This window comes from Streptomyces sp. JH002, from assembly GCF_050916115.1.
Classification (GTDB): Bacteria; Actinomycetota; Actinomycetes; order Streptomycetales; family Streptomycetaceae; genus Streptomyces; species Streptomyces xiamenensis.
The window spans coordinates 2,095,274-2,119,472 of sequence record NZ_CP087989.1 but is presented as its reverse complement, the minus strand read 5'-3'; the positions used below and the strand labels follow the sequence as shown (position 1 = coordinate 2,119,472).

The following is a 24,199-nucleotide window of genomic DNA, read 5'->3' as shown; positions in this document are numbered from 1 at the left end:
GGAATGCCCGGCACCGTGGCACTGTTGTACGCAGAACGTCTGTCCCTATGACCATCGGAGTCCCCGTGTCGCTGCCACCCCTGGTCGAGCCGGCCGCCGAGCTCACCGTCGACGAGGTCCGCAGGTACTCCCGCCATCTGATCATCCCGGATGTGGGGATGGCGGGGCAGAAACGGCTGAAGAACGCCAAGGTGCTCGCGGTGGGGGCCGGCGGCCTCGGCTCGCCCGCGCTGATGTACCTGGCGGCGGCGGGTGTCGGCACCCTCGGCATCGTCGAGTTCGACGAGGTCGACGAGTCGAACCTCCAGCGGCAGATCATCCATAGCCAGGCGGACATCGGCCGTCCCAAGGCCGTCTCGGCCATGGAGACGGTGCAGGGCATCAACCCGTACGTCCAGGTCAACATCCACGACGAGCGCCTCGACTCCTCCAACGTGATGGAGCTGTTCAGCCAGTACGACCTGATCGTCGACGGCACGGACAACTTCGCCACCCGCTACCTCGTGAACGACGCGTGCGTGCTGCTCGGCAAGCCGTACGTGTGGGGCTCCATCTACCGCTTCGACGGACAGGCGTCGGTCTTCTGGTCCGAGCACGGTCCCTGCTACCGCTGCCTGTACCCCGAGCCGCCGCCGCCGGGCATGGTCCCCTCGTGCGCCGAGGGCGGCGTGCTGGGCGTGCTGTGCGCGTCCATCGGCTCCATCCAGGTGACCGAGGCGATCAAGGTGCTGACCGGTACGGGCGACCCGCTGGTCGGGCGGCTGATGATCTACGACGCCCTGGAGATGACCTACCGGCAGGTCAAGGTCCGCAAGGACCCGGACTGCGCGGTGTGCGGCGAGAACCCGACGGTGACCGAGCTGATCGACTACGAGGCGTTCTGCGGGGTCGTCTCGGACGAGGCGCAGGCGGCGGCGAAGGACTCGACGATCACGCCCCGGCAGCTGAAGGACTGGATCGACGCGGACGAGAAGATCGAGATCATCGATGTCCGTGAGCAGAACGAGTACGAGATCGTGTCCATCCCGGGCGCGCGGCTGATCCCGAAGAACGAGTTCCTGATGGGCAGCGCCCTCGGGGACCTGCCGCAGGACCGGCGGATCGTCCTGCACTGCAAGACGGGTGTCCGCAGTGCGGAAGTGCTGGCGGTCCTGAAGAACGCCGGGTTCGCGGACGCCGTGCACGTGGGCGGCGGCGTGATCGGCTGGGTGAACCAGATCGAGCCGGAGAAGCCCGTCTACTGACGGCACTCCCGAAGGGACGACACGGCACTCCCGGCGGGGTACGGCGAGCGGGGCCGGGTGCTCACGGGCACCCGGCCCCGTCCTGCGGTGTGGCCCCGGCCAGCAGATGGGCGTGCACGGCGGCGCTGACACAGGCGTCGCCGGACCCGTACGCCCCGTGCCCCTCGCCCTCGTAGGTCAGCAGCACCCCGACCCCCGGGCCCAGCGCCTCCCGCATCCGCTCGGCACCCGCGTACGGGGTCGCCGGATCGCCGGTGGTGGCCAGCAGGAGGATCGGCCGGGCGCCCTCGGCACGCACCTGGGGCTGATCGCGCTCCCCGGTGACCGGCCAGCCCGCGCAGGACAGCAGCCCCCAGGCGAAGTACGGGCCGAAGACGGGCGAGGCCTCCTCGAACTCCGCCATGTGGCCGAGCACGTCGCCCACCGTGGGCCGGGAGGCGAAGTCGGCGCAGTTCACCGCCCGGTTGGCGGCGTGCAGATTACGGTACGCGCCGTCACCGCCGCGCCCGTTGTACTGCTCGGCGGCGGCCAGCAGCAGCGCCCCGTTCCCCTCGTCCAGGGCCTGCCGCAGCGCGCGGGTGAGAAAGGGCCAGGAACCCTCCGAGTACAGCGCGGACATGACGCCGGTGAAGGCCAGGGACTGGGTGAGACGCCGCGGCCCCGCGGCCGGCAGCGGCTGCTCCCGCAGCCGGTCGAGCAGGGCGGCGATCTCCTCCTGGGAGGGGCAGTCGCCGCCGGGCCCGCAGGCCGCGAGGTAGTTGCCGAGCGCGAGCTGGAACCCCTCGGTCTGGAGCAGCGCCCGCCGCACCACGTCCCGGGTCGGGTCCACGACGGCGTCCAGGACCGTACGCCCGACCCGCCCGGGATACAGATGCGCGTACACGGCGCCGAGCTTGGTGCCGTAGGAGACACCGTAGTAGTGCAGTTGGGAGTCGCCGAGCACCTGGCGCAGCAGATCCAGATCCCGGGCGGCGTCGACGGTGCGCAGCTGGGGCAGGAGCGCGCCGGCCGCGGCCTCGCAGTCGGCGGCGAGCTCCCGGACCCTGGCGGCCAGTTCCTCGCCCTCCCGGCGGTCGCGCGGCACCCCCGGATCGGCCTGCTCCGCGGCGTCGATGCCGGCGCCGTCCCGGCACACCACGGACGAACTCGCCCCCACCCCGCGGGGGTCGAAGCTGACCAGGTCGAACCCCTGCCGCAGCGTGTCGTACCCGCCGGCCACCCGGGGCAGCGTGGCGACCCCGGACCCGCCCGGCCCGCCGAAGTTGAACACCAGGGACCCGATCCGCTCCGCCCCCTCCACGGCCGCCACCCGGATCAGCGCGATGCCCAGGGTCTCGCCGTCCGGCGCGGCGTAGTCGAGCGGCACCGTCAACTCGGAGCACTCCCACGGCGCACCGTCGGCGAGCGCCCCCGGCGCGGGGCCCGCGCCCTGCGCGGCGGTGGGAGCCGGGCAGTCGTCCCAGGCGAGCACCTGCCGGGTGAGGGCATCGGGCAACTCCGGCCCCTCGGGGTCCTGCTGGGCGGGCGAGGGCTGGTTGACGCCGGGTATCGGCCCGCCGTCGTCCGCCACCGGCCCGGCGGTACATCCCCCGAGCAGCACGCACCCCACCGCCACCACCCCGACAACACGCCGCACAGGACCACCTCCCCGGGGGAGGCTACCTGGCGGCGGAATCCACCCACACGACTCGTGTGGAGTCCTCGGTGACCCGGGAGACGAAGGTGGCCGCGGTCTCGGCGGTGGGGAACACCTTGTACGCCTCCCGCTCCTCACCGTGGATGCGCACCTGCTCGTCGTCGAACCGCAACCCCCATGCGGCGACATGGGCGTCGCGCTGGCCCCCGACCCAGTACTCCTGCACGATCGCGAACCGACGCGGAGCATTCTCGACGACCAGGGCGTGGACGCCTTCCTCGTACTCCTCGGGCGAGACATCGGGAACGGACATGAGAAACCTCCATGGGCTGCTGGGCGTTGAGTGATGGACGCCACACTCACCGTACGGTGAGGGTTTGAAATTTCCAAGCCTTGTTCTCGAAGGTGTAGGTTCCATGCGGTGAAGGTTTGACCGCTGAGAGCGAGGGGCAACGAGGCGCGATGGGTCTGCGAGCCAACCCCGGCTACCGGCATCGCCGGTTCGGTGCGGAAGTCAAGAAGCTGCGCCTGCGGGCGGGCCTCAGCTCCGGCGAGGCCGCTGCGTTGATGGCGATGAAGCAGTCGCAGTTGAGCGGTATCGAGTCTGGACGTACGGGTCTCTCGGCGGATCGACTGCGCCGCCTCGCGGACGCAGCAGGGTTGAAAGATCAACCGTTCGTGGATGCGCTGATCGACCTCGGCAACGCGACGGGCAAGGGCTGGTGGAGTGAGTACCGCGACCGCTTGCGCCCGGCCTTCCTGGACTTCGCCGAACTGGAGGCGTCAGCCGAGACGTTGCTGACCTACGAACCCACCTTCATTCCGGGGCTGCTCCAGACTCCCGAGTATGCCTTGGCCAGCTATCGCGGCGGACACGCGAAGGTCACCCGGGAAGAGGCCGAACTCGGTGTGGAGTTCAAGGTCCAGCGACAGCGCATCCTCCTCGGCAGCGACGGTCCTCGCCTCCACGCGATCATCCATGAGGCGGCTCTCCACATGTCATTCGGCGTCGGCCGGGAGCTGATGCGCGGGCAACTCCTTCATCTGATCGAGGCGTCACGATCCCCGCGCGTGACCGTTCAGGTGCTGCCCTTCGCCGGGCCTGTGCCCTTCGGGAGCGCCTTCACGTTGGCCGCTCCACGCGTGCGGGAACTCAGCACGGTCTACGTTCCCCATATCGAGGAGTCGTTGTACCTCGCGGACGCGGAGGCATTGGATCGCTATCACCGGCTGTTCGGTAGTCTGCGGATGTCAGCGCTGCCTCCGGTCGATGCGGACGTGCGGCCGGAGGCCCACACGCTCAAGGACTCCCTGGGGCTGATCCAGGCACTCCTTTATCCCTTGCTCTAGGAGGGCTCAGCATGCCAGATCTCGTGTGGCTGAAGTCGAGTTTCAGCGAGCCTGGGACCGAGAACTGCATAGAACTGGCTGCGGATCCGACGGGTTCGACGCGGATACGGGAGAGCGCCAGCCCTGAGGTGGAACTGACCACCACCCCAGCCCGCTTGCGCGGCTTGCTGCTTGCCGTTCGGCGCCCGGGGCCTCACCGTTCCAGCGCCTCCAGCGCCTGAACGATGAGGGCGCGGGCGGGTGCCCCGTACACGGCCAGCTCCGACAGGCCCTGGAACGCCTTGAGGTAGAGGTCGATCTCCGAACGTTCGGTGACGTTGACAGCGGCGGAGAGGAGTTCGACCTTGACCAGGGTGTTGTCGAAGACGGTGAAGGTCTCCAGCGGCCAGACCTCATTCTGCCGTTCGGCCGAGGTGGGGATGATGCCGAGGGAAACAGAGGGAAAGGCCATGGCAGTCAGCAGATGGCCGAGCTGGGCGGCCATGGTCTCCTGGTCGCCGATCCGATAGCGGAGGACCGTTTCCTCCACCAACAGCGCACATCGACGGGCGTCTTCGTGGATGACGGCGGAGCGGCGGACGCGGGCCGCCGCTGCCTCTGCCGCGTCGTTCGGGACATCCCGGAATGACGTGATGCTGCCCAGCAAAGACGTGGCATACCCCGTCGTCTGAAGGAAACCCGGTACGACGTTGGAGCAGTAGGCGCGGAAGGTCCGCGTTCGCTGGTAGAGCGGTACCGAGGACTCCTGCAAACGGCGCATGCCCGTCCGCTGTACGCGGCGCCATTGCACATAGAGGGAGTCGGCGCGGCGGTTGGCCTCGATGAGGTCAGTGGCCTGTTCCGGCGCACGGCACGCCTCGCACCAGGCCCGGATGTCGGCGTCGGACGGCGTGGTCTTCGTGTTTTCGATCCGAGAGGACTTCGATTCACTCCAACCACATCGCTGGGCGAGTGCCCGGCCGCTGATCCCGGCATCCAGGCGCAGCTCACGCAGCCGCGAGGCGAGGGCCTCGCGGGCGCGCTGTGCACTGGATGTCGGGGGGAGAGGCATGTGGGTCAGCGTATGGCGTATGCCTCGTGGGGGATCGCGTGCTGCCACACCTGCTCGAAGCCGGCGATGCAGTGGGCGATCAGTGCCGGATCGTGGGTCACTTCGTCCTCCACGATGTCCCCGTCACCGGAGAAGTGGTGGATGCGGGCGGTGTGGTCGTCGAAGACCCAGAAGTCGTTGCCCGGCAGGCTGAGGCCGCTGGCCTGACGACGGGGGAGCCAGCGCACGTCTTCGCCGGCTGCGATGTTGGCGTGGGTGACGTAGTGCTCCCAGCGGATGTATTCCGTCACCGGCTCCGACACCACCCGAGCGCGTCGTACGACCACGCCCCGAGCTGTAGCGTCCGCGATCTGCTGATGGAATTCCCTCCACCAAGATCCACGGTCTTCCCAGTCAACCCGGTGTCCCTCCCGCCACTCCTCGAATCTGGGATTGCCGTAGTAGGTGTCGCGTGTTTCCAGATGGATAGCCGACCGCTTGGAGTTGTCCAGCAGTTCACCGAACGGCGGAACGCTCGATGACATCACAAGCCTCCCTGAGCGCCGGCACCATGCGGGCCGGAATGCGGATGATCATCTCATTGTCGGGCGCCGCGCCGAGGGCCGGGCTGGCCTTCTCGCAGGCGTCCTTCGCCGGGCCGCTCACGATGTAGCCCTGAATCAAGAGTTCCTGGCTGTCACTGTCGGTCCAGACAGTGGGGGAGTGTCCGTCGTCCGACTCGGGGTCGATGCCGATGAACTTCACTTTCATAGCAGCCTCCTGAGGTGTGGAGTGCCTTGCTGTGACTTGCACTACCGTCCTGTACTGGTATTTCTGTTGTCAAGGGCGCATTCGACGCTCCAATTGATCTGCAAGCATCTGCAAGTCAGCGGACAGCGCGACGCCCCTGCTCCTAGCCTGATCTCGATCAGACTCCCCGAAGGGATCTCCCTATGAAGAAGCTGATCGCCCGCCTGTGGCGGATCATCCGAGGCCCGCTCCAGTGGCGGGTGTTGTGGTTGTGGCACGCGAAGTTCATGGTCGGGGTCACCGGGGTCGTCCGGGACGACGCGGGCCGGGTGTTGCTGCTGAAGCACCGGATGTGGCCGGAGGGACGGCAGTGGGGGCTTCCGACCGGATACGCCAACAAGTCGGAGACCTTCGAGGAGACCATCGTCCGCGAGGTGCGGGAGGAGACCGGGCTGACCGTCCGCGTCCATCAGCTCGTGCGTCTCAAGAGCGGCTACAAGCTGCGGGTGGAAGTGGCCTACGAGGCCCAGCTCATCGGCGGCGCGGTCACGACCGACTCGTTCGAAATCCTGGAGGCGACATGGTTCTCGCCGACCGAACTCCCCACGGGACTCCAGGAGTCGCACCGGCTCCTGATCCTGTCCGAACGCGTCTGACTCCCTGGGCGACCTCGTACCTCGCCCCCAACGAACATCTCGTCGGCACCCCGGAGGAGCGCGCCGTACTGGCGGCCCGCCTCGCCGCCCACCGGTCGTGTGCCGGTTTGGACCGGGCGCATCCCGATCTCACGTTCTCGCTGTTGCCCTGGGTACTGGACAGCATGGACGACGATGGGGCCGGATGGGAGATCTTCCGTACGGGCGTGGCCCGGCTCTGCATCCGGTACCGGGAACTGGGCCTGACCGGCCTGCTGCCGATCGACCGGGTGTGGGTGGGCGTACGGTCCACGCTTCCGAAGGCGTTCGGGGGCTTTCACTACCCCGACCAGGGATATCGGCACCGCCAGATGGGCGCCGTCATCACCCGCTACGGGGACCTCGCATCAGCGGTGATGGCGGCACCGGAGTTGGTGGCGCTGGATCTGCTGCGCTCGTACGCCCACGACTGTCTGCACTATGGCACTTATCGCGAGTACCGCCTGTGGGACGGCCAGATCATACGCACGCGGTACGGGATCAACGGGCGGGACCGGCAGGGGCGTACCTACTCCGCTCCGGACCGGCCGGGGTGCATCTCCACCCGGAACCTCGGCATCGTCATGGAGGGTGCCACCGATCAGGAGGCCCGGGGCATCGCCCACTGGGCCGCCGAGGGGTGTGGTGTCGCGGAGCCCGGTCCGGACCGTCGGCTGGACCGGGTCGCCTTCGGTGACATCACCGGCCGGCCGGTGACGGGGAGCGCCCCGGAAGGCCGGTACGCCGGGGCGATGACTGGCTACGAGCGGCAGGTCGGCATTCCCTATCGCGGGTTCCTGCGGCAGATCGGCGCGGGCGAGGCCGACACCCTGCACGGCCTCATCCTGCGTGGCATGGTCCGGGGGCGGCGGTCCGTCGTGGGGGAGTGGCTCGACGCCCGGCATGGGAGCGGGGCGTTTCGGGCGTTGTTCCGGGCGGGTGGGCGGCGGCTTCAGGGGCAGGTCTTGCCGTCCGTGGGGACGTCGCCGTCCAGGAGGTAGGCGTTCACGGTGTCCTTCACGCAGGTGTCACCGCTGTTGTAGGCGCCGTGGCCCTCACCCTCGTAGGTGAGTTCCACCGCCTTGTCCTTGCCCAGGGCCTCCTTCATGTTCTGGGTGCCCGCGTACGGGGTGGCCGGGTCGCCGGTGGTGCCGATCAGCAGGAGCGTCGCGTCCGTCGTGGTGCTGACGTCCGGGTGCGACTGGGTTCCGGTCACGGGCCAGTCGGTGCAGCTGAGCAGGGACCAGGCCATGCCGGGGCCGAAGACCGGGGAGGCGTCGGTGAATTCGGGGAGCGCGTCGCGGACGTCGGCCACGTCGTAACGCTGGTCGGTGTCGGCGCAGTTGATCGCCACCAGGGAGGACTGGAGGGTGGAGTAGGTGCCGTTCTGGTTGCGGCCGTTCATCGAGTCGCCGAGGGTCAGCAGGATGGTGCCGTCCGGGTTCTCGGAGGCCATCGCCTCCTCCAGGCCCTGGGTGAGGAAGGGCCAGAAGTCCTCGGAGTACAGCGACTGGGCGATCCCGCCCCAGGCCAGTGATTCGGTGAGCGGCCGGCCGTCCGGGTCCTGGGTGGGCAGCGGGTGGGACCTGAGGTTCTCCAGGAAGTCCCGCAGTTTCTGTTCGCCCTCCTGCGGGGTGCTGCCCAGCGGGCAGTTCTCGCTCTGGGCGCAGCTCTCCATGTAGGTGGTGAGGGCCTGCTGGAAGCCCTTCGTCTGCGCCAGGGCGCCCTCGCGCGCGTCCGCCGTCGGGTCCACCACGGCGTCCAGGGCCGCCCGGCCCACCCGCTGCGGGAAGAGGTGCGCGTACACGCCGCCAAGCTGCGTGCCGTACGAGATCCCGAAGTAGTGCAGCTTGTTGTCGCCGAGTACCTGGCGCATGAGGTCCATGTCGCGGGCCGTGTTCACGGTGGTGAGGTGGGGGAGCAGCGGTCCCGCGGCGGCCTCGCAGGCGTTGTCGAAGGCGCGCAGCCGGTTGGTGTAGTCCCGCTCCTCCGCCTCGCCGGAAGGCACCGGGTCGGCGGCGAAGTAGTCGTCGAGCTGTTTGTCGCTCATGCACACCAGGCCGTCGCTGTCCCCGACGCCGCGCGGGTCGAAGCTCACCAGGTCGTAGCGCTTGGCGAGTTCGGTGTAGTCGCTGCCGAAGGCCGGCAGGGTGACGACGCCGGAGCCGCCGGGACCGCCGAAGTTGAAGAGGAGGGAGCCGATGCGTTCCCCCTCGCCCCCGGTGCTGCGGGCGCGGATCAGGGCGAGGTCGAGGGTGTCGCCCTCCGGGTCCGCGTAGTTGAGGGGGGCCTTCATCGTGGTGCACTCCCAGGGCGCGCCGTCCGGCAGCGGGGAGGGTGAGCCGCCGCTGTCGCCCTGGGAGGAGTCGGGCGTCTTGCACTCCGACCACTCCAGTTTCTGGGCGGTGAGGGAGTCGGGGAGGCTGTCGGTGGGGACGGGGCTGCCCGAGGGGGGTGGGGTGGTGGTGTCCGCGACCCGTTCGGGGCTGCCGCCGGCGGAGCAGCCCGCCGCCGGCAGCACCGCCAGCGTGGTGAGGACGGCTGCCAGGCGGACACGCATCATCGGACGGCTCCCATCGGGTCGGCGTCCCTCCCGGATACCGCCCGGCAGGGACGCCCATCTTCCGGCGCCGCCCGCCCCACCCGCATGTGGTGGGGCGCATGTGGGTGACCCTCAGCGGCTGCCGCCCCCGCCGCCCACCGGCAGCCAGCGGCCGCGCAGCGCGAACAGGATCGTCGCCGCCACCACGAGCAGCAGCAGGGACAGGGCGGTCGCGCCCGCTGGGTCGTTCTGGAGCAGCAGGTAGACCTGGAGCGGAAGGGTCTGGGTGGTGCCCGGCAGGTTCCCGGCGAAGGTGATGGTCGCGCCGAACTCGCCCAGCGCCCGCGCCCAGGCCAGCGCCGCGCCGGCCACCAGGGCCGGCCGCGCCATGGGGAGCGTCACCAGCCACAGCGTGCGCAGCGTTCCGGCACCCATGGTGGCGGCGGCCTCCTCGTAGAGCGGGTCGATGCCGGTGAGTGCCCCCTCCAGGCTGATGACCAGGAACGGCATGGCGACGAAGGCCGCCGCCACCACCGCGCCCGCCGTGCTGAAGGGGAGGGTGACGCCCACCGATGCGAGCCGGTCGCCGAGCAGGCCGCGCCGTCCGAAGCCCTGGAGCAGGGCCACGCCCGCCACGGTGGGCGGCAGGACCATGGGCAGCAGCACCAGGGAGCGGATGAGCGGCTTGCCGGGCAGCGGTACCCGGGCCAGCAGCCAGGCGAGCGGGACGCCCAGCAGCAGCGAGATGACCAGTGCCCACAGCGACACCACCAGGGACAGCCGCAGCGCCTGGAGGACGGCGGGGTCGGTGAGGCGTTCGGTGAGGCCCGACCACGGTGCGCTCGCGATGATCCCCAGGAGTGGGATCAGCAGGAAGGCCACCGCCAGCAGGGCCGGGATGAGCAGGGTCAGGGGTACCGCGCGCTTGTTCACGGGGTGAGAAAGCCGGCCGCCGTGAGCAGTTCGCGGGCCGGTTCCGTGCCGAGCCAGGCGATGAAGGCGGCGGCCTCGTCGGGGTGTTCCGAGGTGTTGAGCACGGCGGCGGGGTAGGCGGCGATGACGTTCTGCTCGGCGGGGATGGGGAAGGTGAGCACGTCCTCGCCCGCCGAGGCGGCGTCGGTGGCGTAGACGAGTCCGGCGTCGGCCTCGCCGAGCCGGACCTTGCCGAGGACGGCGCGGACGTTCGGTTCCTGGGAGACGGGGGTGACGTTCACGCCCGCGCGGTCCAGGATCTCCTCGCCGTAGCGGCCGGCCGGGACCTCGGGGGCGGCCAGCACCAGGCGCAGGCCGTCCTGGGCGAGGTCGGTGAGGTCCTCGACACCGGCGGGGTTGCCGGGCGGGGTGACGATGACGAGTTCGTTGCGGGCGATGACGGCGGGTTCGCCGGTCTCCTCGGCGACCGATTCCATGGTGGTGGTGTCGGCGGTGACCACGGCGTCGGCGGGGACGCCCTGCCGGATCTGGGCGGCGAGCTCCTGGGAGCCGGCGAAGGAGAACTCCACGGTGACGCCCTCGTGTTCCCGCGCGAAGCGGTCGGCGGCCTCGGTGAAGACGTCGGTGAGGGAGGCGGCGGCCAGGACGGTCAGGCTGGTGTCGCCGGTGCCGTTCGCACTGTCGGCGTCGCCGCTGCCGCAGCCGGCCAGGAGCACGGCGGACAGGGCCGCGCCGGCCAGCGGCCGGATCTTCTTCACGGTCATTCCCCCCGGTCGATGTGGACGTTGGTCGCCTTGACCCGGGCGGTGGCCTCCATGCCCACGGCGAGGCCGAGTTCCTCGACGGCCTCCCGGGTGAGCAGGGAGACCAGCCGGTGCGGTCCGGCCTGGATGTCCACCTGGGCGGCGACATCGCCGAGCTTGACGGCGGTGATGATGCCGGGGAAGGCGTTGCGGGTGCTGCTGTACGGCTCGTCCGCGCCGTCGCCGTCCGCGCCCTCGGTGGCCAGCGTCACCGCGAACGCCGCCAGGTCGGGGCCCTCGATCAGCCGTTTGCCGGCCTCGTCGCGGCGGGTCGGCAGCCGGCCGGCGTCCGCCCAGCGGCGGACGGTGTCGGGGCTGACCCCGAGCAGCCGGGCGGCCCGGCCGATCGTATAAGAACGCATGTGCGGCACGTTAGGCCGAATGGGTTGGCATGGGCAAGGTCGGGCTGGGCCATAGGATCGCAACCGCGGTGCGGCGGGGAAGCGGCGGGGACTTGTCGGCCGGGCGATCGGCGCCGTACGTTACCGGCGGGTAGTTTCCCGTCCGTGCCACCCACCCGAGGAGAGCCCGTGTCCACCATCGACCTCGCCACCCTGTCAGGGCTCGACCTGATGCGCTGGGTGCAGCGCGAACAGCCCACCGACCTGCCGCACATCGGGCGGCTCCTCGGCATGCGCTTCGACGAGGTCGAGCACGGCCGGGTCGTCGTCTCCCTCGACACCCGCCCGGACTTCGCCAACCCCCTGGGCACCCTGCACGGCGGCATCGCGGCCACCCTGCTGGACAGCGTGATGGCCTGCGCCGTGCACTCCACGCTGCCGGCCGGTGTCACGTACACGACCCTGGAACTCAAGGTCAACTACATCCGGGCCGGACGCACCGATGGCCAGACCCTCACCGCGCACGGCAGCGTCCTGCACGCCGGGCGCCGCACCGCCACCGCCGAGGGCCAGGTCCTTGACGAGCGCGGCAAGCTGATCGCACACGCCACCACCACCTGCATGGTGCTGCGCCCCGGGGACTGAGTCCCGGTCAGCTCGGTCAGATCGCCTCTTTACGGGTCAGGTGCGTGAACGCCAGCCAGCCCGGCAGCACCGGCAGCCAGAACGTCATCAGGCGGAAGAGCAGGACGGCCGCCAGCGCGGAGTCGGTCGGAACCCGGAACGCCGCCAGCGCACCGGTCAGCGCCAGCTCGACCGCACCGATACCACCCGGTGTCGGGGCGGCCGAGCCCAGCGCGTTGCCCGCCAGGAAGATGACCGCCACCGTCGGATAGCTCAGCTCCACCCCGAACGCCTGCAGCGAGGCGTCCAGGCACAGCACGAAGGCCATCGTCATCAGCAGCATCCCGCCGATGCCGCTGAGCAGCTTCTTCGGCTGCTGCACCACGTCCAGCATGCGCGGGACGACACCGGCGAACAGGGTCTGCACCCGCTCCGAGATGGCTTTGCGCAGCGCTGGGATCGCGGTCACTATCAGCACCAGCACCGCCGCCGTCAGCAGCCCCGCGATCACCGTACGGGAAGGCGAAGAGAGATTCGTGGTGTGCTCGGTGCCGGTCAGATAGCCGAAGGTCAGCAGCAAGGTGACGTGGCTGCCCAGACCGAACAGCTGGGACGCCCCGACACTGGCCACCGCGTGCCCGGGGCGCAGCCCCTGACGTTGCAGATAGCGGGTGTTCAGCGCCACCCCGCCGATCGCGGCGGGCGCCACCAGCTTCACGAACGAGCCGGCCACCTGCGCCACCACGGTCCGCAGATAGCGCACCTTCTCCGGGACGAAGCCCAGCAGGCTCACGGCCGCCGCGAAGTACGTCAGCGCCGAGAAGCAGGCAGCCGCTATCACCCACCACCAGTTGGCGTTGTTGATGACCGTGTCCACCTTCAGCTCGGCCAGCTGGGTGATGAGGAAGTAGCCGGCGAAGGCGGCGGCGATCAGCGACACCAGGGTGCGGGGCCGGACCCGTTCCATCCGGGCCGGCTCTATGGCGGCCTCGGGCCGTACCAGCAGCACCTCCTGCCGGATCAGCGACAGCAGGTCGGTCTCCTTGGAGTTCTCCAGCGCCTGCTCCATGACCTGCTTCTCGGCCTGCTTGGCGGCCTTGACGGTCTTGCGGTCGGCGTCCTCGGGCAGCGCGCCGCGCGCCTCCCGGTAGGTGCGGACCGCGTCGAGCACGGCCTGCCGTTCGCGCGCCGAACGCTCCTTGCTCAGCTGGCGCAGCGTGGTGCGGGTGGTGCGGGACAGCGCGATCGGCTGCAGCATGGGGAGGCTGTCGGCCACCGCGTCCGGGCCGAGTACGGAGACGGCCGAGGCCACCGCCCGCTCGGCGCCGACGCGCAGGCCGAAGGTCGTCAGCAACTGGGCGACGTCCATCCGCAACGGGATGTCGCCGGCCGCGATCTCCCCGCCGCGCAGGTTCGTCAGGTAGACCTCGCCGGCGCGCCCCACCAGTAGCGAGTGACCGTCCAGTCGGCGGTGCGCGATGCGCCGCGACTGGAGTGCGACGACCTGCTGCCAGGACGCCTCCATCAGGTCGTCGGTGATCTCGTCGGAGGGCACCGACTCCAGCGAACGGCCGCCGATGTGCTCGTACACCAGCATCACGGCGTCCGGGCCCAGCTCGGAGGTGGCGATCAGCTTCGGGGCGTTGGCGCCGGCGGCGATCGCCGCGTACGCGAGCAGCGCCTCCTGCTCCAGCGCCTGCCGCAGCGAGGGCAGGCTGCGGCGCTGGGTGATGCCCCGGACGGTCAGCCGGCGCCAGGCGCGGTAGAAGAAGCCCTGGGCCTGCTGGGCGCGGTCCACCACGGTGATGTCCAGCGGTGGCCCCGCCTCCAGGGTGACGCGATAGCGGCGGGTGAGCTGTCCCCGGTCGCTGTCATTGTCGTTGTCGCCGTTCCCGGTGGCCCCCGCGCCCACCGCCTCCTCGGTGCGCAGCGCGCTGACCGGGCGGAAGCCGACGTTGCGCAGTCCGGCCAGGAGTTGCTGGCCGGTGGGACGCACGTTGGGGGTGCCCACCGCGTAGAGCGTGCCGTACGCGATGGTCCAGCCGATGAGGACGGTGACCAGGATGGAGAAGAGCGTGGTGTACCCGGCGACCAGCACGGACACCGCGTCCAGGACGAGCACCGCGCCCATGATCAGCCGCCAGCGGGGGCGGTGGGTCATGCCGACGGCGGTGGCGTAGGCGATGACGGGGGCGAGGTAGCCGTGCACGGGGTCGGTGAGGCCGGCCCCGGCCGGCGCGTCGCGGGTGAGGGCGTCCTGGATGGATTCGGGGGCGACCCGGGCCACCCACAGGCTGAAGGACAGGGACACGCCGTGTGCCAGGACGGCGGCGAGCACCCCGTCCGCGATGCGCAGGCCGTCGCGGCGGATCAGCCGCTCGACGGCGAAGGCGACCGGGACGATGAGGACGGCGATGGAGGAGGCGAAGCCGGCGAAGGAGATGAGGAGCGGCGGGGCGCCGACCGCGCTGTCGTTGATGTCCTTCTCGATGCCCGCGGTGGTGCCCACCGCGAACGTCGCGGTGAGCAGGACGAGGGCGATGCCGAGCAGGCCGAGCAGGGAGCGGATGAGGTCGCCGGGGCGGTGGACGCGGGCGGCGAGGATCGGCTCGTCGATCTCCAGGCGGTCGGAGGGCGGGGCCGGCGCGGGTGCCGCCGCCGGTGCCGACGCGTGTGCGGCCGGTGCCCGTGCCGCTGCCGCGGGCGCGCCGGTGGGCGCGTGCGGTGCCTGCGGCGCGGTGCGCGTGGCCGCCGGCGGCCCGTCCGCCGGGGACGCCTGCCGCTTGGCCTCCCGGCGCCGCTCCGTGTTCGCCCGCCGGGCCGCCTTCGCTCGCTTGCCGCTCTTCGGGGGCTGCCGCAGCGCGGGCGCCGGTGACTGTCCGTTCAGGCCACTCATGGCGTCGTGCGACCCTTCCCCCTGGTCAGCTCCCGGCGCCTGCTCCGACGGCAGCCGTTCCGCCTCTTCTTCGCCCCGTATCACTGGCCGTTTCCTCGGTCCTCGTCACTGTGACGATAGTGGCACGAGTGACGCCCGGCCGGGGACTGTCCGTGACATACGGCACCATGGGCGCCATGACCAGCCCCGCCCACCGCCTTCCGGACTACGCCGACCGGGTGCTCACCGCCGCCGAACGCGTCCCGCCGGGCCGCGTGATGACGTACGGCGACATCGCCGGCGTGCTCGGCTCCGGCGGCCCCCGCCAGGTCGGCCGGGCGATGGCCCTGTACGGCGGCGCCGCCCCGTGGTGGCGCGTGGTGCGCGCCGACGGGCGGCTGCTGCCCGGCCACGAGAAGCGGGCGCTGGAGCACTACCGCACCGAGGGCACCCCGCTGCGGTACGACGGCGCCGGCGTACCGCGCCTGGACATGGCCGCGGCCCGCTGGACGCCGCGGGAGGACGGTCCGCGCGAAACACGCTGAGGGCTGTACGGGCAGGCGGGTCACAGGCACCAGCTTCCGTCATCAAAGCCGCCGGCGGTATGCCCGGTGCCGTCCGTACGGGGGACCTCACGGACCGTGCGGCACTCCGTACGCCCGTGGCGCGCGCCGTCGCGCGGCGTGGGGTTCCCCTGCGCGCACCGCGCCCACTGGCGTAGCGTCTTCCCCATCGCTCCGCCGCCCGATCCCATCCCCAAGGGGACCCCCCGCGAGAATCCGCTATGCACGTGAGCCTCTCTGTCCCGCCCCCGGACTCCGTCCGTGAGGCGCCCCCGAACGCCCCGGCCTCCGGAGCGTACCGACTGGTGCGCGATCCGGTCCTGACCACGCACCCCCCTGTACTGGACGCAAGCCAGCGCGCTGTGGTTGAGCATCCGGGCGGACCGCTTCTGGTGCTCGCCGGGCCCGGCACCGGCAAGACGACCACGCTGGTGGAGTCGGTCGCCGCCCGGGTCGCGGCCGGCACGGACCCCGAGCGGGTGCTGGTGCTCACCTTCAGCCGCAAGGCCGCCGCCGAGCTGCGCGACCGCATGACGGCCCGGATGGGCGGCGGCGCGCCGCAGGCGACCACCTTCCACTCCTTCGCCTACGCGCTGGTGCGCGCGCACCAGGACCGGGAGCTGTACGCCGAGCCGCTGCGCCTGCTGTCGGGCCCCGAACAGGACGTGTACCTGCGGGAGCTGCTGGCCGGACAGCTGGAGCTGCCGCCGCGCGTGCCGTGGCCGGCCGAGCTGCGCGCCTGCCTGACGACGCGCGGGTTCGCCGACGAACTGCGCGCGGTGCTCGCCCGGACCCGCGAGCTGGGCCTGGGCCCCGGCACGCTCGCCGACTTCGCGCGCCGCACCGAACGGCCCGACTGGGAGGCGGCGGCGCACTTCCTGGCCGAGTATCTGGACGTCACCGAGGCACAGGGCGTGCTCGACTACGCGGGTCTGGTGCGCGGCGCCGTGCGGCTGACGGAGCGCGAGGAGATCGCGGCCCGGGTGCGGGCCCGGTACGACGCGGTGTTCGTGGACGAGTTCCAGGACACCGACCCGGCCCAGGCCGCGCTGCTCGGCGCGCTCGCCGGAGGGGGCGGCGGGCGCGACCTGATCGTGTTCGGCGACCCGGACCAGTCGATCTACGCGTTCCGGGGCGCCGACGTGGGCGGCATTCTCGGCTTTCCCGACGCCTTCCGCACGGCGGCGGGCGACCCGGCGGCGGTCACGGTCCTCACCACCGGACGGCGCTCGGCCGCGACCGTGCAGGACGCCACCCGGCTGCTGACCCAGCGGATGCCGCTGGCCCGGCTGCCGGCCGGGGCGGTACGGCGGCACCGCGCGCTGACGGCCGTGCGCGAGGGCGGCTCGGTGGAGGTGTACACCTACCCCACGCCCGGCGCCGAGCTGGAGAACATCGCCGATCTGCTGCGCCGCGCCCATCTGGAGGATGGCCTGCCCTGGGGCGAGATGGCCGTCCTCGTCCGCGCCGGGGGGCGCTCGCTGCCCGCCGTGCGCCGTGCGCTCACCTCCGCCGGAGTACCGCTGGAGGTGGACGGGGCCGACCTGCCGCTGCGCCAGGAACCGGCCGTGGCGCCGCTGCTCACCGCGCTGCGCGCCGTCGCCGAGCCCGCCGCCCGTTTCGACCCGGAGACCGCCGCCGCCCTGCTGACCTCCCCGCTGGGCGGCCTGGACGCCGCCGACCTGCGGCGCCTGGGGCGGGCACTGCGCCACGAGGAACGCACCGCCGGGGTCGCCGTCCCCAGCCCTTCGGGGGAACTGCTGGCGCGCGCCCTGGCCGAGCCGGAGCGACTGGTCGCCCACGACCAGGGGTATGCGGGAGGCGCGCGGCAACTGGGCCTGCTGCTGCGCAAGACCCGCGAACTGCTGGCGGGCGGCGGCAGCCCCGAGGAGGCGCTGTGGGAGCTGTGGTCCGGCACCACCTGGCCCGACCGGCTGGAGCGGGCCGCCCGGCGCGGCGGCGCGGCCGGCCGCAACGCCGACCGTGACCTGGACGCCATCTGCGCGCTGTTCGAGGCGGCGGCCCGCGCCGAGGAGCGCGGCGGCGGACGCGGCGCGCTGATCTTCCTCGACGAACTGGACGCCCACGACATCGCCGCCGACACCCTGGCCGCGCGGGCGGTACGGCCCGACGCCGTACGGCTGATGACCGCGCACCGTGCCAAGGGCCTGGAGTGGTCCCTGGTGGTGGTGGCCGGGGTGCAGGAAGGGCTGTGGCCCGATCTGCGGCGGCGCGGCTCCCTGCTGGAGGCGGACCGCATCGGGCGCGACGGTCTCGCCGAACCGCTGACCCCCGGCGCGCTGCTCGCCGAGGAACGCCGGCTGTTCTACGTCGCGGCCACCCGGGCCAGGGACCGCCTCGTGGTGACGGCGGTGCGCGGCGCGGACGAGGGCGACCAGCCGTCGCGCTTCGTGACCGAACTGGGCGTGGAGCCCCAGGACGTGAGCAGCCGCCCGCGCCGTCCGCTGGCCCTGTCCGCGCTGATCGCCGAACTGCGGGCGTGCACCGTCGACCCCGCGGTGACGCCCGCGCTGCGCGAGGCGGCGGCGCGCCGGCTGGCGAAGCTGGCGGCGCTGCGCGACGGCGACGGCCACGCGCTGGTGCCCGCAGCGCACCCGCAGCGCTGGTGGGGACTGCGCGAGCAGACGCTGTCGGCGGCCCCGGTGCGCGACCCGGAGCGCCCGGTGGCGCTGTCCGCCAGCGCGCTGGGCGAACTGGTGAACTCCTGCGCGCTCAAGTGGTTCCTGGGGCGCGAGGTGCACGCGGACGCCCCGGCGACGACCGCCCAGGGCTTCGGGAACGTGCTGCACGTCCTGGCCGACGAGGTGGCCTCCGGCACCACCCCGGCCGACCTCGCCGTCCTGATGGAACGCCTGGACGTGGTGTGGGAAGGGCTCGCCTTCGAGGCGCCCTGGCAGTCGCGCAGGGAACGCGACGAGGCGCGCGCCGCCCTGGAACGGTTCGTGCGCTGGCACGTCCTCCAGGGCCAGACCGGCTTCGAGCCGGCCGCCTCGGAGGAGGACTTCGACGTCACGCTGGCGGCGGGCGAGCACCGCATCCGGATCAGGGGAACCCTGGACCGCGTCGAGCGGGACGCGGACGGCCGCGCGTACGTCGTCGACTTCAAGACCGGCCGCAACAAGCCGACCAGGGCCGAGGTGGAACGGCACCCGCAGCTGGCCGTGTACCAGCTCGCCGTACGGCACGGGGAGGCCGAGATCGGCGGCGCCTCGCTGGTGCATCTGCGCCAGGGCGCCCCGAAGAAGGAAGGCGGCGACACGCTGCCTGCCGTCCAGAAACAGCCGCCCCTGGAGGGCGACTGGGTCGGCGACCTGCTCGCCACGGCGGCCGGGCGTGTCCTGGACGAACGCTTCACCCCCACCCCGGGCCAGCAATGCGGCACCTGCCACTTCCGCGCCTCCTGCTCGGGCCGCACGGAGGGCCGCCAGGTGGTGGAGTGACGCGAGGCGGGCACGCGTCAGCCTCAGCGAGTCAAGATCACCCCATAGAGGGGAGTTCTGGCTATCGTGCTGGGGCAAGCGCCTTCTACTCCTACGTTTGACCAGGAAGGAGGCGCCGCGATGACCGTGATGTCGGAAGAAAGCATCGTGACGATGTCGCCGATCGCCAACCCGCACGAGCTGCTGCGTTTTCTGGAGGAAGTTCCGGAGCTTGATGAGCTCAAGATCGAACTGATCGACGGAAAAATCGTGTTGCAGGCAGCGGCCACACCGTTTCACAACCGCATCGTGCGCGACCTCGGTTCCCAGTTCCAGCGGGAGGATTGGGAAGCCCTGCCGGAACAAGCGGTGATCTCCCCGGACTCGTCCTTCGAACCCAAGCCGGACCTGTCCGTCACCACGCTGGACGCCATCGCCGACAACCCCCATCCACTGCCCTGCCACAGTGTGGATCTTGTCGTGGAGGTGGTTTCCGGCGACAGGGACGTGGACCAGATCAAGAAACTCTTCTGGTACGGCACAAGCAAGGTCCCGCTCTATCTGATCGTCGATCCCCACGACGGTCTCAGCCACCTGCATGCACAGCCGTACGACCAGGGTTACCGCACCCGTACCACCGCGGAGTTCGGTCGCCCCATCGAACTGCCGGAGCCCTTCGGCTTCGCCCTCGACACCACCGGGTTCAAGATCTGTCCGCCGCGCCGCCCCAGTCGGTAGGGCCCGCGGCCTCCGCTGTCAGCGGTCGCCGATAGCCTCTTCCGGGTGGCCGCACGACTGACGCATCCCGGACAGCTCCGTGAGCTGCTCGGGATCCCCTTCACCCCCGAACAGCTGGCGTGCATCACCGCGCCCCCCGCGCCGCAGGCCATCGTCGCCGGGGCCGGGTCCGGCAAGACCACCGTCATGGCCGCCCGCGTGGTGTGGCTCACCGGCACCGGGCAGGTCGCCCCCGAGCGCGTTCTCGGTCTCACCTTCACCAACAAGGCCGCCGGCGAACTCGCCGAACGCATCCGGAAGTCCCTCGCCAAGGCGGGCATCGGCCAGGAGACCACCGAGACGGGGGAGCCCGGCGGCGAGCCGCAGATCTCCACCTACCACGCCTTCGCCGGCCGCCTCCTCAAGGAGCACGGGCTGCGGCTGGGCATCGAGCCCGCCTCCCGGCTGCTCGCCGACGCCGGACGGTTCCAGCTCGCCGCCGAGGTGCTGCGCGCCGCGCCCGCCTCCTTCGAGGCGCCGGCCGCCGGGTTCACCACCCTGGTCACCGACCTCATCGCCCTCGACGGCGAACTCGCCGAACACCTCGTACCGCCCGAGCGACTGCGCGACTTCGACCGCGCACTCCTCGCCGAGCTCGACGCCACCGCCCTCACCAACAACGATCTGCGGCGCGTCCGCGAGGCCGCGCAGGGCCGCGGCCACCTGCTCGACGTCGTCCAGGAGTACCGGGCCCGCAAACGCGCCCGCGACCTCATCGACTTCGGCGACCAGATCGCGCTGGCCGCCACCCTCGCCCGCGACATCCCCGAGGTCGGCCGGGCGCTGCGCGAGGAGTACGGCGTGGTCCTCCTCGACGAGTACCAGGACACCTCCGTCGCCCAGCGCATCATGCTCGCCGGACTGTTCGGCGCCGGCGCGGGCACCGGCCACCCCGTCACCGCCGTCGGCGACCCCTGCCAGGCCATCTACGGCTGGCGCGGCGCCTCCGTGGCCAACCTCGACGACTTCCCCGACCACTTCCCGGCCGCCTTGGGGTCTCCCCTGCTCGAAGAGCTCGGGGAAGGCACCCCCGCCCGCCGCCACTCGCTCAGCGAGAACCGGCGCAGCGGCGGGCGCCTCCTCCAGCTCGCCAACGATCTGGCCGCACCGTTGCGCGCCCTGCACCCCGCCGTCGTACCGCTGCGCGCGGCCGAGGGCGCCGAGCGGGCGGGCCGGGTGCACTGCGCGCTGCTGCCCACCCACGCCGCCGAACTGGAGTGGCTCGCCGACTCCCTCGCCCATCTCGTGCGCACCGGCACGGCCCCCGGCGAGATCGCCGTGCTGTGCCGCACCCGCAACGACTTCGCCGAGATCCAGCGCGAACTCGTCGAACGCGGCGTCCCCGTCGAGGTCGTCGGGCTCTCCGGGCTGCTGTACCTGCCCGAGATCGCCGACCTGGTCGCGGTCTGCGAGGTGCTGGCCGACCCCACCGCCAACGCCGCGCTGGTCCGGCTGCTCACCGGGCCCCGCTGGCGCGTCGGCCCGCGCGACCTGGCGCTGCTCGGGCGCCGGGCGCGGATCCTGGTGCGCCGCGCCGCCCCCGGCGCGGACCAGGACCGGCTGGCCGCCGCCGTCGAGGGCACCGACCCCGCCGAGACCACCTCGCTCGCCGACGCGCTGGACACCTTCATCGGCGAGGACGCGGACGAGGACGGGCTGCCGTTCTCCGCCGAGGCCCGGGTGCGGTTCGCGCACCTGGCCGCCGAGATCCGGGAACTGCGCCGGTCGCTGGCCGACCCCCTGATGGACGTGCTCCACCGGGTGCTGGCCGTCACCGGGCTCGAGGTCGAACTCTCCGCCTCCCCGCAGGCGCTGGCGGCCCGCCGCCGCGAGACCCTCACCGCCTTCCTCGACGTGGCCGCCGCCTTCGCCGCCGGCCGCACCGGCGTCGCCGTCGACGGGGAACGGCTCGGCGGCGGCCTCACCGCCTTCCTCGCCTTCCTGCGCGCCGCCGCCCAGTACGACAAGGGCCTGGACGGCTCGCTGCCCAGCGCCGAGAACACCGTCAAGGTGCTCACCGTCCACCAGGCCAAGGGCCTGGAGTGGGACGTGGTCGCCGTCCCCGGACTCTGCGCAGGCCAGGGCGGCTTCCCCTCCGCGCAGGCCCGCGACTCCTGGCTCAAACACCCGCGCACCCTGCCGCACCCGCTGCGCGGCGACGCCGCCACCCTGCCCGCCATCGAGAGCTGGACGGCCGCCGCCTACAAGGCGTACTCCGGGCTGGTGGCCGAGCACCAGCTGCACGAGGAACGGCGCCTGGGCTACGTCGCCTTCACCCGCCCCCGCAGCCTGCTGCTGGGCTCGGGCCACTGGTGGGGGCCCAGCCAGAAGAAGAAACGCGGCCCCTCCGCCTATCTGGAGGCGCTGCGCGCCCACTGCGAGAGCGACCCCGCGCACGGGGAGGTCGAGCACTGGGCGGAGATCCCCGAGGACGACGAGGAGAACCCGGCACTCGCCGAGCCCACCGAGGAGCGCTCCTGGCCGCTGCCGCTGGAGCCGGTCGCGCTGGCGCGCCGCCGCAGCGCCGCCGACCGGGTGCTCGACCTGCTGCGCGAGGGCTTCGAGGAGCGGCCCGCCGCCGTGCCGGGGCCGCCCCCGCAGCTCACGGCGGAGGAACGGCGCGCCGTCGAGTCCTGGGACCGTGACCTGGACGCCCTCGCCGGCGAGCTGCGCCGGGCCAGGGAGGGCGTACGGGAGGTGCCGCTGCCGGTGTCGCTGTCCGCGACCCAGGTGCAGCGGCTGGCGTCCGACCCGGAGGGGTTCGCGCGCGAGCTGGCCCGCCCGATGCCGCGACCGCCGCAGCCGGCGGCCCGCCGCGGCACCCGCTTCCACGCCTGGGTCGAGTCGCGCTTCGAGGAGCTGCCGCTGCCGATGCTGGGCCCGGACGAGCTGCCGGGCGCCGCGGAGGACGGCGGCGACGCGGACGTGATCGCGGACGAGCGGGAGCTGGCGGCGCTGAAGGAGGCGTTCGGCCGCACCCCGTACGCGCGCCGCACCCCGTACCGCATCGAGGCGCCGTTCCAGCTGACCCTGGCAGGCCGGGTGATCAGGGGCCGGATCGACGCGGTCTACCGCACCGACGACCAGGGTGGTGAGCGGTACGAGATCATCGACTGGAAGACCGCCAGGCGGCAGGACGCGGACCCGCTCCAGCTGGCGATCTACCGGCTGGCGTGGGCGGAGCGGCGCGGTCTGCCGCTGAACCGGGTGACTGCGGCGTTCCTGTACGTACGCAGCGGGGAGGTCGTACGGCCCACCGTGCTGCCGGGGCGGGCCGGTCTTGAGCGGCTGCTGCTGGGGGAGGAGTCCTGGGAGCCGAACGACCCCGGATAGGCTTCCGGTATGGCAAGCACCTCGGACAACGGCGTCCAGCCGATCGCGCTCACCGGCAACGGCGGCATCGACCGGGGCGGCGAGCACCGTCTCGACGAGGCCTGGCTGGGGGCGGCCTGGAGCCACCCCACCACCAGGGTGTTCGTGGTGTCGGGCGGGCAAGCACTGATCGAGGAGACCGAGGACGGCCGCACCGAGCTGGTGATGATGCCGTCCTTCGACGCGCCGTTCACCGAGGCGCACCGCTACTTCCTGGGCACCGACCCGGACGGGGTGCGCTACTTCGCGCTCCAGAAGGACGCGCTGCCGGGCCGGATGGACGACGCCGCGCGCCCGGCCGGGCTGCGCGAGGCGGCCCCGCTGCTGTCGGAGCGCGACAACGAACTGCTGGTGCACGCCGTGGCGCTGGAGAACTGGCAGCGCTCGCACCGCTTCTGCTCGCGGTGCGGGGAGCGCACGGTGATCGCGGCGGCCGGGCACATCCGGCGCTGCCCGGCGTGTGGCGGAGAACACTATCCGCGCACCGATCCGGCGGTGATCATGCTGGTCACCGACGGGGAGGACCGGGCGCTGCTGGGGCGGCAGATGCACTGGCCGGAGGGGCGCTACTCGACGCTGGCCGGCTTCGTGGAGCCGGGGGAGTCGGTGGAGCGGGCGGTGATCCGGGAGGTCGCCGAGGAGGCCGGGATCGTGGTGGGCGAGGTGGAGTACGTCGCCAGCCAGCCGTGGCCCTTCCCCTCCAGCCTGATGCTGGGCTTCATGGCGCGGGCCGTCACCTCGGTCGTCAAGGTGGACGGCGAGGAGATCGAGGAGGCCCGCTGGTTCTCGCGGGACGAGCTGCGGGCCGCGATCGAGGCCGGCGAGGTGCTGCCCCCGTCCGGCGTCTCCATCGCGGCCCGGCTGATCGAGATGTGGTACGGCGAGCCGCTGGCCGATCTGGCCTGACCGGGTGCGGTCAGGAGACCGGGACCAGGGCCTGCTTGACCTGGGCGAGGGAGGGGTTGGTCATGGTGACCTCGGCTCCGCCGCCGTTGGGGGCGACGACGACCGTGGGCACGGTCTGGTTGCCGTCGTTGGCCTTCTCCACCAGGGTGGCGGCCTCGGGGTTCTCCTCGATGTTGATCTCCGTGTAGGCGATCCCCTCGCGGTCCAGCTGGCTCTTCAGGCGGCGGCAGTAGCCGCACCAGGTGGTGCTGTACATCGTCACGGTGCCCAGCATCGTGTGCGCTCCTTGGTCGTGTGCGGATGTGCGTCTCGGTGGCGATCCCATCATCGCTGAAGGGA

General features: G+C 71.9%; 21 protein-coding genes and 1 pseudogene. 11 read left to right on the top strand and 11 right to left on the bottom strand.

Annotation, left to right across the window (positions count from 1 at the left end; genetic code table 11):
- The first annotated feature begins 65 nt into the window (after positions 1–65).
- Positions 66–1,244, top strand: coding sequence for an adenylyltransferase/sulfurtransferase MoeZ (gene moeZ, locus H7827_RS09215; RefSeq protein ID WP_030737285.1), 1,179 nt, complete (start codon positions 66–68; stop codon positions 1,242–1,244).
- A gap of 61 nt (positions 1,245–1,305) precedes the next feature.
- Here the strand turns inward: moeZ and H7827_RS09210 are convergent, their stop codons facing one another.
- Entirely contained in the window at positions 1,306–2,880 is a 1,575-nt protein-coding gene (locus tag H7827_RS09210) for an alpha/beta hydrolase (protein WP_432744076.1), read from the bottom strand.
- 22 nt (positions 2,881–2,902) lie between these two features.
- Positions 2,903–3,193 carry a hypothetical protein gene (locus H7827_RS09205; protein WP_234389704.1) on the bottom strand — a complete coding sequence of 97 codons (291 nt, stop codon included), beginning with the start codon at positions 3,191–3,193 and terminating at the stop codon, positions 2,903–2,905.
- Positions 3,194–3,342: 149 nt separating this feature from the next.
- On the opposite strand from H7827_RS09205, the gene H7827_RS09200 reads away from it, so the two are divergent.
- Together H7827_RS09200 and H7827_RS09195 are read left to right on the top strand one after the other, a co-directional pair.
- On the top strand, positions 3,343–4,230 hold the full coding sequence (locus H7827_RS09200; RefSeq protein ID WP_432744074.1) for a helix-turn-helix domain-containing protein: 888 nt from the start codon (positions 3,343–3,345) through the stop codon (positions 4,228–4,230).
- A gap of 11 nt (positions 4,231–4,241) precedes the next feature.
- Complete coding sequence (locus H7827_RS09195) at positions 4,242–4,451, top strand: DUF397 domain-containing protein (RefSeq protein ID WP_432744072.1); 210 nt, start codon at positions 4,242–4,244, stop codon at positions 4,449–4,451.
- Here the strand turns inward: H7827_RS09195 and H7827_RS09190 are convergent.
- From H7827_RS09190 to H7827_RS09180, 3 genes are read right to left on the bottom strand one after another with little or no spacing between them, the layout of a single operon-like run.
- Positions 4,424–5,281 (bottom strand): Scr1 family TA system antitoxin-like transcriptional regulator, encoded by an 858-nt coding sequence (locus H7827_RS09190; protein ID WP_432744070.1) that lies wholly within the window; start codon positions 5,279–5,281, stop codon positions 4,424–4,426. The genes H7827_RS09195 and H7827_RS09190 overlap by 28 nt on opposite strands.
- Before the next feature lie 5 nt (positions 5,282–5,286).
- A complete protein-coding gene (locus tag H7827_RS09185) occupies positions 5,287–5,805 on the bottom strand; it encodes a DUF6879 family protein (protein WP_432744068.1) in 519 nt (172 codons plus the stop codon).
- A complete protein-coding gene (locus H7827_RS09180) occupies positions 5,777–6,031 on the bottom strand; it encodes a hypothetical protein (RefSeq protein WP_200364628.1) in 255 nt (84 codons plus the stop codon). The genes H7827_RS09185 and H7827_RS09180 overlap by 29 nt, the downstream gene beginning before the upstream one ends.
- Positions 6,032–6,213: 182 nt before the next feature.
- On the opposite strand from H7827_RS09180, the gene H7827_RS09175 reads away from it, so the two are divergent.
- Positions 6,214–6,666: an NUDIX domain-containing protein gene (locus H7827_RS09175; RefSeq protein WP_432744066.1), complete on the top strand. Its 453-nt coding sequence runs from the start codon at positions 6,214–6,216 to the stop codon at positions 6,664–6,666.
- A gap of 164 nt (positions 6,667–6,830) precedes the next feature.
- Positions 6,831–7,685, top strand: coding sequence for a hypothetical protein (locus H7827_RS09170; protein ID WP_432744064.1), 855 nt, complete (start codon positions 6,831–6,833; stop codon positions 7,683–7,685).
- Here the strand turns inward: H7827_RS09170 and H7827_RS09165 are convergent.
- The 4 genes and pseudogenes from H7827_RS09165 to H7827_RS09150 all read right to left on the bottom strand — a co-directional run bounded on the left by H7827_RS09165 (position 7,637) and on the right by H7827_RS09150 (position 11,324).
- Positions 7,637–9,247 (bottom strand): alpha/beta hydrolase, encoded by a 1,611-nt coding sequence (locus tag H7827_RS09165; RefSeq protein ID WP_432744062.1) that lies wholly within the window; start codon positions 9,245–9,247, stop codon positions 7,637–7,639. The genes H7827_RS09170 and H7827_RS09165 overlap by 49 nt on opposite strands.
- Before the next feature lie 144 nt (positions 9,248–9,391).
- Positions 9,392–10,159, bottom strand: a pseudogene (locus H7827_RS09160) (ABC transporter permease); the annotation flags it as partial.
- Positions 10,156–10,923 (bottom strand): molybdate ABC transporter substrate-binding protein, encoded by a 768-nt coding sequence (gene modA, locus H7827_RS09155; RefSeq protein ID WP_432744060.1) that lies wholly within the window; start codon positions 10,921–10,923, stop codon positions 10,156–10,158. The gene modA and the pseudogene H7827_RS09160, both read right to left, overlap by 4 nt.
- A complete protein-coding gene (locus tag H7827_RS09150) occupies positions 10,920–11,324 on the bottom strand; it encodes a TOBE domain-containing protein (RefSeq protein ID WP_386537452.1) in 405 nt (134 codons plus the stop codon). Before H7827_RS09150 ends, modA begins: the two co-directional genes overlap by 4 nt.
- A gap of 168 nt (positions 11,325–11,492) precedes the next feature.
- Here H7827_RS09150 and H7827_RS09145 point away from each other — a divergent pair, with 168 nt between their 5' ends.
- Positions 11,493–11,948 (top strand): PaaI family thioesterase, encoded by a 456-nt coding sequence (locus H7827_RS09145; protein ID WP_432744058.1) that lies wholly within the window; start codon positions 11,493–11,495, stop codon positions 11,946–11,948.
- Positions 11,949–11,964: 16 nt separating this feature from the next.
- On the opposite strand, the gene H7827_RS09140 is transcribed toward H7827_RS09145, so the two are convergent.
- Positions 11,965–14,823 (bottom strand): flippase-like domain-containing protein, encoded by a 2,859-nt coding sequence (locus H7827_RS09140; RefSeq protein WP_432744056.1) that lies wholly within the window; start codon positions 14,821–14,823, stop codon positions 11,965–11,967.
- A gap of 176 nt (positions 14,824–14,999) precedes the next feature.
- Between H7827_RS09140 and H7827_RS09135 the strand changes: the two genes are divergently transcribed.
- From H7827_RS09135 to nudC, 5 genes are all read left to right on the top strand, one after another.
- Positions 15,000–15,347: an MGMT family protein gene (locus H7827_RS09135; RefSeq protein WP_316251304.1), complete on the top strand. Its 348-nt coding sequence runs from the start codon at positions 15,000–15,002 to the stop codon at positions 15,345–15,347.
- A 239-nt stretch (positions 15,348–15,586) separates the two neighbouring features.
- On the top strand, positions 15,587–18,826 hold the full coding sequence (locus H7827_RS09130; protein WP_432744054.1) for an ATP-dependent helicase: 3,240 nt from the start codon (positions 15,587–15,589) through the stop codon (positions 18,824–18,826).
- Between the two features lie 120 nt (positions 18,827–18,946).
- Positions 18,947–19,543, top strand: a complete 597-nt coding sequence (locus tag H7827_RS09125; RefSeq protein ID WP_432744052.1) for a Uma2 family endonuclease — start codon at positions 18,947–18,949, stop codon at positions 19,541–19,543.
- Between the two features lie 45 nt (positions 19,544–19,588).
- Positions 19,589–22,915, top strand: coding sequence for an ATP-dependent helicase (locus H7827_RS09120; protein ID WP_432744050.1), 3,327 nt, complete (start codon positions 19,589–19,591; stop codon positions 22,913–22,915).
- 9 nt (positions 22,916–22,924) lie between these two features.
- Positions 22,925–23,860 carry an NAD(+) diphosphatase gene (gene nudC / locus H7827_RS09115; RefSeq protein ID WP_432744048.1) on the top strand — a complete coding sequence of 312 codons (936 nt, stop codon included), beginning with the start codon at positions 22,925–22,927 and terminating at the stop codon, positions 23,858–23,860.
- Between the two features lie 10 nt (positions 23,861–23,870).
- On the opposite strand, the gene H7827_RS09110 is transcribed toward nudC, so the two are convergent.
- Positions 23,871–24,134 carry a mycoredoxin gene (locus tag H7827_RS09110; protein WP_200364608.1) on the bottom strand — a complete coding sequence of 88 codons (264 nt, stop codon included), beginning with the start codon at positions 24,132–24,134 and terminating at the stop codon, positions 23,871–23,873.
- Positions 24,135–24,199: the final 65 nt, after the last annotated feature.

Coding starts and splice junctions, on each gene's coding strand:
- H7827_RS09205 (WP_234389704.1), bottom strand. CDS start 3,193: ATGTCCGTTCCCGATGTCTCGCCCGAGGAGTACGAGGAAGGCGTCCAC.
- H7827_RS09200 (WP_432744074.1), top strand. CDS start 3,343: ATGGGTCTGCGAGCCAACCCCGGCTACCGGCATCGCCGGTTCGGTGCG.
- H7827_RS09195 (WP_432744072.1), top strand. CDS start 4,242: ATGCCAGATCTCGTGTGGCTGAAGTCGAGTTTCAGCGAGCCTGGGACC.
- H7827_RS09190 (WP_432744070.1), bottom strand. CDS start 5,281: ATGCCTCTCCCCCCGACATCCAGTGCACAGCGCGCCCGCGAGGCCCTC.
- H7827_RS09185 (WP_432744068.1), bottom strand. CDS start 5,805: ATGTCATCGAGCGTTCCGCCGTTCGGTGAACTGCTGGACAACTCCAAG.
- H7827_RS09180 (WP_200364628.1), bottom strand. CDS start 6,031: ATGAAAGTGAAGTTCATCGGCATCGACCCCGAGTCGGACGACGGACAC.
- H7827_RS09175 (WP_432744066.1), top strand. CDS start 6,214: ATGAAGAAGCTGATCGCCCGCCTGTGGCGGATCATCCGAGGCCCGCTC.
- H7827_RS09170 (WP_432744064.1), top strand. CDS start 6,831: ATGGACGACGATGGGGCCGGATGGGAGATCTTCCGTACGGGCGTGGCC.
- H7827_RS09165 (WP_432744062.1), bottom strand. CDS start 9,247: ATGATGCGTGTCCGCCTGGCAGCCGTCCTCACCACGCTGGCGGTGCTG.
- modA (WP_432744060.1), bottom strand. CDS start 10,923: ATGACCGTGAAGAAGATCCGGCCGCTGGCCGGCGCGGCCCTGTCCGCC.
- H7827_RS09150 (WP_386537452.1), bottom strand. CDS start 11,324: ATGCGTTCTTATACGATCGGCCGGGCCGCCCGGCTGCTCGGGGTCAGC.
- H7827_RS09140 (WP_432744056.1), bottom strand. CDS start 14,823: ATGAGTGGCCTGAACGGACAGTCACCGGCGCCCGCGCTGCGGCAGCCC.
- H7827_RS09135 (WP_316251304.1), top strand. CDS start 15,000: ATGACCAGCCCCGCCCACCGCCTTCCGGACTACGCCGACCGGGTGCTC.
- H7827_RS09130 (WP_432744054.1), top strand. CDS start 15,587: ATGCACGTGAGCCTCTCTGTCCCGCCCCCGGACTCCGTCCGTGAGGCG.
- H7827_RS09125 (WP_432744052.1), top strand. CDS start 18,947: ATGACCGTGATGTCGGAAGAAAGCATCGTGACGATGTCGCCGATCGCC.
- nudC (WP_432744048.1), top strand. CDS start 22,925: ATGGCAAGCACCTCGGACAACGGCGTCCAGCCGATCGCGCTCACCGGC.
- H7827_RS09110 (WP_200364608.1), bottom strand. CDS start 24,134: ATGCTGGGCACCGTGACGATGTACAGCACCACCTGGTGCGGCTACTGC.